We start from the raw sequence: 6,597 nt of genomic DNA, 5'->3' as shown, positions 1-6,597 counted from the left end.
CTGCACGGCTTCCGTCGCCTGCGCATCCGATGGGAGCGACGGGACGACATCCATGAAGCCTTCCTCGGGCTCGCTACATGCCTCATCACCTACAGACACGTCCGACGCCTTTGTTAGGACCTCTTAGTGAGTTGAGTGTGCGTCGGGTCCGAGCGGGCTCGTGGCCGCATGGCCGAGCGAACACACCGGCCGTGCCCGGCACGGTGGGAGAGGAAGGCGTAGTGGGCGGGACGAAGCGACGACCGTACGGATCGACGGCCAAGACACGGCAGATGGTGCTCGCCGCGCTGGGAGTGGTGAAGGTGGCGACGGCCGAGCAGATCCGGCAGCTGATGTGTCCAGGCACGGCCAGTGCGCAGACCGTCCGCAACGGATGCCTCGACCTCGCGCGCGACGGCCTGGTGGAGTCACTCGGCTCCGCCAGCCGCACCAACGCCGGCGGTCATCTGGTCACCGAGAAACTCTGGAACCTCTCCGGACCCGGGCTGGAGGCTGCAGCGGCGGAGTTGGACCGGCCGATGCGGGAGATGGGCGGTACCGCCCGCGGCGCCGCGCGAGCCGGGGCGAAGCACGCCGTAAAGGTCACCGACACCATCAGCGCCTTCCTGCAGACCCCACCTGAGCCGACCCGCCCCGTGCCCCGCAAACGACCTCAGAGCGCCACCACAGCCGTCTCCAGCACTCCCGTAGGCGATGACACCGACACCGGCCCTACAGGCGTTCGAGAGCGCCCTCAGGGACTGGGACAGATCAGCTCCTGGGCAACGGAGGTAGTACTCCCGGTCTCCGGCACGCTCACCACCCCCGGCAAGAACAGCCCACGCGCCGACGCGGTCCTCACGGCGCCGGAGTCCGGGGTGCCCGTGATGTTCGTGGAGGTGGACAACGGCACCGAAGACCCCATTGCCCTGTCCTACAAGGCCAGCCGCTACCGCGAGTTCTTCCGCCGCACCGTCAAGGTGCCCGGCCCCTCACCGCACTCCTACGCCCGGCCCACCCCCATGTGGGAGAGGCTGTACGGCCCGCTCGGCCGCGAGGGGTATCCGCCGCTGGCAATCGTGTTCACCAAGCAGGTCGGGCCCACCGCGATGAAGAACCGCATCGCACGCGTCCAGCACCTGACCGAAGCGCACTGGGCCGGCGAGTACCAGGAGCACGGCGCCAGCTACGGCTCCGACGAACGAGACGGCTACACCGACTACACGGACGCCGTGCCGATCCTTGTCACCACCCTGGACCGACTCCGCGAACACGGCCCCCTGGGCCCAACCTGGTTCCGCTTCGGCCACCGCACCTGGCAGACCCTCCCCGACGCTCTCGACAACCCCGACGACCACCGCGACTACAGACGACGCGCAGACGAGCGCGCACGCCGTCACAAGCAGCAGCGCGAACAGCAGGAGAAACAGCAGGAGCGCGAACGTCAGGAAGAGTTCGAGCGCTGGAAGGCGGAGGATGCCGCTGCCAAGGCCGCCAAGAAGCCCGACCCGGTGTGCGAAAGGTGTGGCGGCCCGTTGGAAGGCAGCCGCTTCGAGTACGACCCGCTGGAAGACGACGCGCCGCCGGCTGACGGAGCGCACTGCGCGAGCTGCCGCATCCAACTGACCGAGCCCACCAGCCGCCTCGGTCGGATGATCCGGCGCTTGGTGAACGGAGACGGGTACCCCCGCCCGTAGCGCCATCCCACGGCGCGCAGGGCTGCCCCGGACCCCGAGTGCTTACCTCGACCGCTGACCGGCGAAGGTGCCCGTGGTGAAGTCGGTGGCAAGCCTGGGAGGGACACCGGGGCCCTCGCCGGGCTCGCACGTCGCCGGCCCGCGGTCCAGCACTGAAGCCCCCGGCGCGGGCATGCTCAAGGCGCCCCTGGGCAAGCCCGGGTTGTCGGTGGGGGCTGGGAGGCTGGGCCTCATGGACAGGGATGAGGAGTTGCTGCGCGGTCGGGTCTACGGGGAAGACCACGACCATCCCCGGCCCGGGCCAAAGCCCGGCCGGACATACGCCGAACTGGTCGGCGGCCCGCTCGACGGCCTGCTGCTCGACATCACGGGCTGGACACAGGACGAGGTCGAAACCGGCGTCGCCCTCCAGACCGAGCTGGGGCAGTTCGGCGCCGGCGGCCGGGCCACGTACCACCCACGCCCCGGCGACCCCGCCTGCTTCGACTGGACCGGCGACACCCCCTGACCGACTCGCCCCTCGAGCCGGCCCGGGGCAAGCTGGAAAGCGCGCCGATCGTCGTGCACCGGCCACTCCTCAGCCGCGTGGACGGCGCCGGTGACGGACCCGGTGAGTGGGCCGCTGCCCGCGCCGTGGCGAGCTGCCGCGCGTGATGCGCTGGCTGCGGGCGCGGCGGCTGCGGTGACGACGACGTTCATCATGCCCATCGCATCCCGATCGCCGACAACTGCTCCACCCGCTCCGGAGACAGCGTCGCGGCCCGGCTGTGCTGGTTCCCGATCCACGCGCTGAGCCGGAGCTCTCGCTCCTCCTGGTCCTCGCCGACGATCCGCTCGACGTGCCCCCGTCGAACGGGCGACGCGGCCGCGTCGCCCGGCTCTTGGCCGCGCTGGCAGCCCTCGCGCCGCGCCCTTCATCGCTGGCTACGGTGGCGGGCGACGCCTCCTTGCCCAGCTTCGCGACCGGGAGCTGACTGCTGGCGGCTTCGACGAGTTCGTCGATCGGAGAGGCACTTCGTGCCTGGATGGTCGGGGTCGTTGGGTGGCTAAGCTCGGATCGTGACGACAACAGAGACCGTCTTGTGGGACGTCAAGGTGAAGCGCGGCGACGTATGAGTCACCGTGGCGGACGGGAAAGACCAGACCACCGAGGGAAACGTCCTGGCGCTGGGCGCACTGGCCGCCCACTTGATGACGGTGGACCACGCCAACGACCTGGACGAACGGCGCGTGCTGGTGAAGGCACCTGACGGATGGTCCACCCGTCTCCGCGCAGAAGCTGGAGGCCATGCGCGAGCGTGCAGCCCAGCCGTCCACCGTCCACCTCGGCATGCCCGACTTCCGCCGGAACGCCGGACGAAGCAGCGCCGAGCCCGAAACCCCACCAACCGCGGCAGGCCCGTTGTGAGTCGACCGTGTATTCGGGACCGTTGCCGCCGCGAGATCAAGCCTTGGGCAGGAAATCCCGCCAGAACGAGACGGTCGCCTGAGGGCGCCAGTCGTCCGGAGTGTGAGCGTCGAAATCGTCGAACTCGTGGTTGACGTAGTCGACCAGGTCAGTGCCGTAACAGATGATGTCGGTGCCCCACACTGAGAGAACCGGGTGACCATGGGAGCCATGGCCGGCAGGCAGAAACCGATGCCCGTAGATGGGAACGAGCTTGGGGACCCGAGCAAGCAACGCCTGAGCTTGCTGAAGGGCCTCGTCGGCATCCTCCGGCCGTTGCCCCCAGCTCGGGTGCCAGTAGCCGCGTCGGACCGACAGGGAGATGCCCTCCACGGGCCACTCAAGCCGCTCTCGGAGTCCTTTGGGGTCGCCGTTGCGCCAGTCCGGCCACGGGTTCTCCCACGTGTCCCCCTCTTCGGGCGGCTGACTGACCGGCAAGCCCGACGCCAGGAAGGCCCGGTGGTCGTCGGCAAACTCGAAGCCGTACTCCTGCTCAATACGCTGGAGCTCGGCCTCGCTCAGCCCCGGCGCTATCTCGCAGCAGTCCGCGACAGCGAGAAGGCGCGCTGCTTCGATCCCCAACTTCATCCCATCCGGCTTCATCACGCTGGAACAGTACTGGTCCCACCATCTGAGCTCGAACAGTTTTCGAAGATCGCTTGGCTGCAGCTGAAGCCCGCCTGACGCGAGATGAGCTCAGGCGCGCGGCGGCAGGACCTCGATCACGGTGGCCGTTCCGGCAACCGGGCGAGCTTCGTACATGGTGATCACATCGCCGCACTTCAGGTGCCTCCACTGCTCGGGGTTCAGAGGAGCCAGCCGAACGTCGGCGGTCTCTCCCGGGCCGAGTTCCTGCGCATACTCCACCCACAACCTGGCGATGTTCAGTTCTCGCTCCCCGCCGGCGGTGCGGTTGCCGATGTCCCACATCGGCCGGAGCCGTCCGTCTGCGGCGAAGGCAGTCCGGCGTCGGCCCTCCTCCGCACCCGCCAGGCTCAGGGTCGCCCGGAGGGTGCCGTGCCTGACCTCCCAGCCCCGCCACTCGCACCAACGACGGCTGCGGTCGAGCATCATCTGGCGAGCAGCCTCGGCGAGGAGTTCCCAGAAGTCGACGGATACGGGGTGGACGTCGCCGATCTCGATGAGAACGCCGAGCACCATCTCCCACTCCTGGCGCCCGATGTCCTCGCGCACATCCCCGACCGTCTGTCCGTTCTCAGCCGTTGCGTCCTCTGGCAGAAGATCGACGGCCTGCCGAAGGAGTGTGAACGCGTCATCCATGTGCTGCATTCTCCCCTCTCTCCAGAAGCCCGTTGAAGGGCGACCAGGCCGGTCGGAGTTGGCGGCGCGACACGCCCAATGCTCGCTTGTGCCGAAATTGTTGCCCACTACTTTGAGCAACTCGACTGCGATCCAACCCCGCCAGACCGTCTGGACTAGTTCGGATAAGCAGGCATCCGCTGCCCCGTGCTCCAACTCGATCCCCAGCAGCGGCCCCGCCTCATCGAGATCATCCGCAACCTTCGTGAACGCATCACCGAGGCCCGTGCCAACGGCTGGCTCGGAGAAGTCGAAGGACTCCAGGTCAGCCTCAACGCCGCCATGGCCAAGCTCACCAGCCTCAACCGGACCTCCACCGACGGCCGCCCCCAACTGGTCGATCTCGGCATGCCCCTTTTCACCGACCCACCGGCACGTCACTTCGACTCGACTCCGTGACAGGAGATCCGCATGCAACCAATCCCGATCGAAAGAGCTACCTAACGCAGTCGCGCCGTGGCGAGGCAGATCTTGAAGGCGCAGGGGACATGCCCATCTGACGTCGTCATATCCCTCACCTCGGCAAAGAAGGCCTTACGCAACCGCTCCATAGTCGCGCGATCGAGCGGGCCAAGATCATAAAGGCTGGAAACCGCAGCCCATACCTGCTCCACTGGTCCGCTCAGGTCGATAGGAACGGTCTCCCAGCCCACTGCCGCGAAGCCTGCTGGTCCGAGGACTGCATCGAGCCCCTCGCGACTGCGTGTCCTTTTGTCCCCCAACGCCGGGATACGCTGCGAGGCTGGCGTCTCCTCAATCGTGCGCCGCAACAGCGTGAGGAACCGTTCATAAGCGTCGCCGCCTACGGCCCCGCCTCCCACCACACATGCCAGAACCCCTCCTGGAGACAGCACCCGGGCAACCTCAGCTGCGACTTGCTCGATCTCGCTCATCAGCATCAGCGCCATGTGGGAAACGCAGGCGTCGAAGCTGTCGTCGGCGAAAGGAAGCTCCTGAGCTCGGCCTTCTTCCAGCTTCGCTTCGGAAAGCGCCGGTCGACGTCGTGCCAGCGCCAGAGAGTGCGAGGACAGGTCCACTCCCGCGAGTTGTCTCCCGGCCCTTCGGGCCAGTAGCTCAAGCAGTAGGCCATCGCCGCAGCCAAGGTCCAGCACGCGCATGCTTCCAGCTACCTGATCGCACAAGATCTCATAGCTTGACCGGCCGTCTGGGGCATGGCCACGGCCGAACGCCTCTGCGGTCACTGCTGGGTACTCGGCGTGGAACGCCTGCAGAAATGCCTCTTGCGGTGCGGTAGTCGTCACTCGCCCAACCTACGCCGCAGGCCTTTCGCGCGACCGTCCTTTAGTCCGGAAAAGTGCCGCGACCGTGGCGCTGGCCCTGCACTCGGTGTTCACGGCAGATCTGGACACGGCCACCGAACTCGGCATCGTCGACCTCGCCCGGAAGTACGTCGACCGCGATCTGAACGTCACGCTCGTCCACCGCGACGTCGACAAACCCGTCCTCGCGCGCTGAACCGCACGAAGGGAGAGCCAGCGTGAACCGCTCCGCAGCCCTCCCTGCCCGTCGCGGCCCCCGCACCGTCGCGGAGTTCAACAAACGCTGCCGAGATCGGGCTCCGCCGGTCCCGGGCGAACCACCACCGCGGTAGACACCGTCGGCCCGAACGTCGTTGGGAGGGCTGCGGGCCGACTCGGCCGGCACCAGCTACCGCGGCCAGGTCAGCCAATCAGGCCGCGCAGCATCGGGATGCTGACGCCCGCCGAGGACAGCCCGGCCAGAGCAGCGGTTGGCGCTGAGCCGCCGCCGAGGTAGGTGAGGGCGCCGGCGATGAGCCCGAGGATGATCGAGGCCAAGAGCACCAGGGTGGTGTGCACCGTCAGGAACGGCGCCGGCTCGCGTTGGTCCGGCGGGGGCGTCTTCGACCCGGCAGGAGGTCCACCGGTCGACGTGTCTCGACGTCGACGAGCACGGTTCCGTAGATTCGGCCTCTGCGCTGGGCGTATTCGTCCACGCCGAGGACGCGGGGCGTCGCGACGGGAGGATCCGGCAGCGCGGAGACCAGTCTTAGAGGTCCTAACAGAAGTGGTTGATCATGTGACTGTTGGCTTGTCCGCTCGTTGGTCTGGTCGTGGGGAAGAGACAGGCACGGCCGTGGATCGTGTCGGATGAACTGTGGTTGCTGATCGAGCC

The 6,597-nt window shown here is 67.8% G+C and carries 8 protein-coding genes and 1 pseudogene; 5 read left to right on the top strand and 4 right to left on the bottom strand.

Annotation, left to right across the window (positions count from 1 at the left end; all coding sequences use genetic code 11):
• The 3 genes and pseudogenes from ABD385_RS40840 to ABD385_RS40830 form a co-directional block, all read left to right on the top strand.
• A pseudogene (locus tag ABD385_RS40840) lies at positions 1-117 on the top strand (IS5/IS1182 family transposase); the annotation flags it as partial.
• 104 nt (positions 118-221) lie between these two features.
• Entirely contained in the window at positions 222-1,676 is a 1,455-nt protein-coding gene (locus tag ABD385_RS40835; protein WP_344585296.1) for a replication-relaxation family protein, read from the top strand.
• A 232-nt stretch (positions 1,677-1,908) separates the two neighbouring features.
• Positions 1,909-2,184 (top strand): hypothetical protein, encoded by a 276-nt coding sequence (locus ABD385_RS40830; protein ID WP_344585294.1) that lies wholly within the window; start codon positions 1,909-1,911, stop codon positions 2,182-2,184.
• Positions 2,185-3,120: 936 nt separating this feature from the next.
• Here the strand turns inward: ABD385_RS40830 and ABD385_RS40820 are convergent.
• On the bottom strand, positions 3,121-3,726 hold the full coding sequence (locus ABD385_RS40820) for an SMI1/KNR4 family protein (RefSeq protein WP_344585298.1): 606 nt from the start codon (positions 3,724-3,726) through the stop codon (positions 3,121-3,123).
• A 93-nt stretch (positions 3,727-3,819) separates the two neighbouring features.
• Complete coding sequence (locus ABD385_RS40815) at positions 3,820-4,413, bottom strand: hypothetical protein (protein WP_344585292.1); 594 nt, start codon at positions 4,411-4,413, stop codon at positions 3,820-3,822.
• A gap of 177 nt (positions 4,414-4,590) precedes the next feature.
• Here ABD385_RS40815 and ABD385_RS40810 point away from each other — a divergent pair, with 177 nt between their 5' ends.
• Positions 4,591-4,842 (top strand): hypothetical protein, encoded by a 252-nt coding sequence (locus ABD385_RS40810; RefSeq protein ID WP_344585290.1) that lies wholly within the window; start codon positions 4,591-4,593, stop codon positions 4,840-4,842.
• Positions 4,843-4,883: 41 nt separating this feature from the next.
• Here ABD385_RS40810 and ABD385_RS40805 read toward each other — a convergent pair whose 3' ends face one another.
• Positions 4,884-5,705 (bottom strand): class I SAM-dependent methyltransferase, encoded by an 822-nt coding sequence (locus ABD385_RS40805; RefSeq protein ID WP_344585288.1) that lies wholly within the window; start codon positions 5,703-5,705, stop codon positions 4,884-4,886.
• Positions 5,706-5,769: 64 nt separating this feature from the next.
• Between ABD385_RS40805 and ABD385_RS40800 the strand changes: the two genes are divergently transcribed.
• Positions 5,770-5,919 (top strand): hypothetical protein, encoded by a 150-nt coding sequence (locus tag ABD385_RS40800; RefSeq protein WP_344585286.1) that lies wholly within the window; start codon positions 5,770-5,772, stop codon positions 5,917-5,919.
• Positions 5,920-6,125: 206 nt separating this feature from the next.
• Here the strand turns inward: ABD385_RS40800 and ABD385_RS40795 are convergent, their stop codons facing one another.
• A complete protein-coding gene (locus ABD385_RS40795) occupies positions 6,126-6,260 on the bottom strand; it encodes a hypothetical protein (protein ID WP_344585284.1) in 135 nt (44 codons plus the stop codon).
• Between the last annotated feature and the right edge of the window lie 337 nt (positions 6,261-6,597).

Origin of the sequence: Streptomyces lunalinharesii (assembly GCF_039532155.1) — a bacterium.
Classification (GTDB): domain Bacteria; phylum Actinomycetota; class Actinomycetes; order Streptomycetales; family Streptomycetaceae; genus Streptomyces; species Streptomyces lunalinharesii.
Note: the sequence above shows the minus strand (reverse complement) of the source record. Positions and strands in the feature narration are given on the sequence as shown.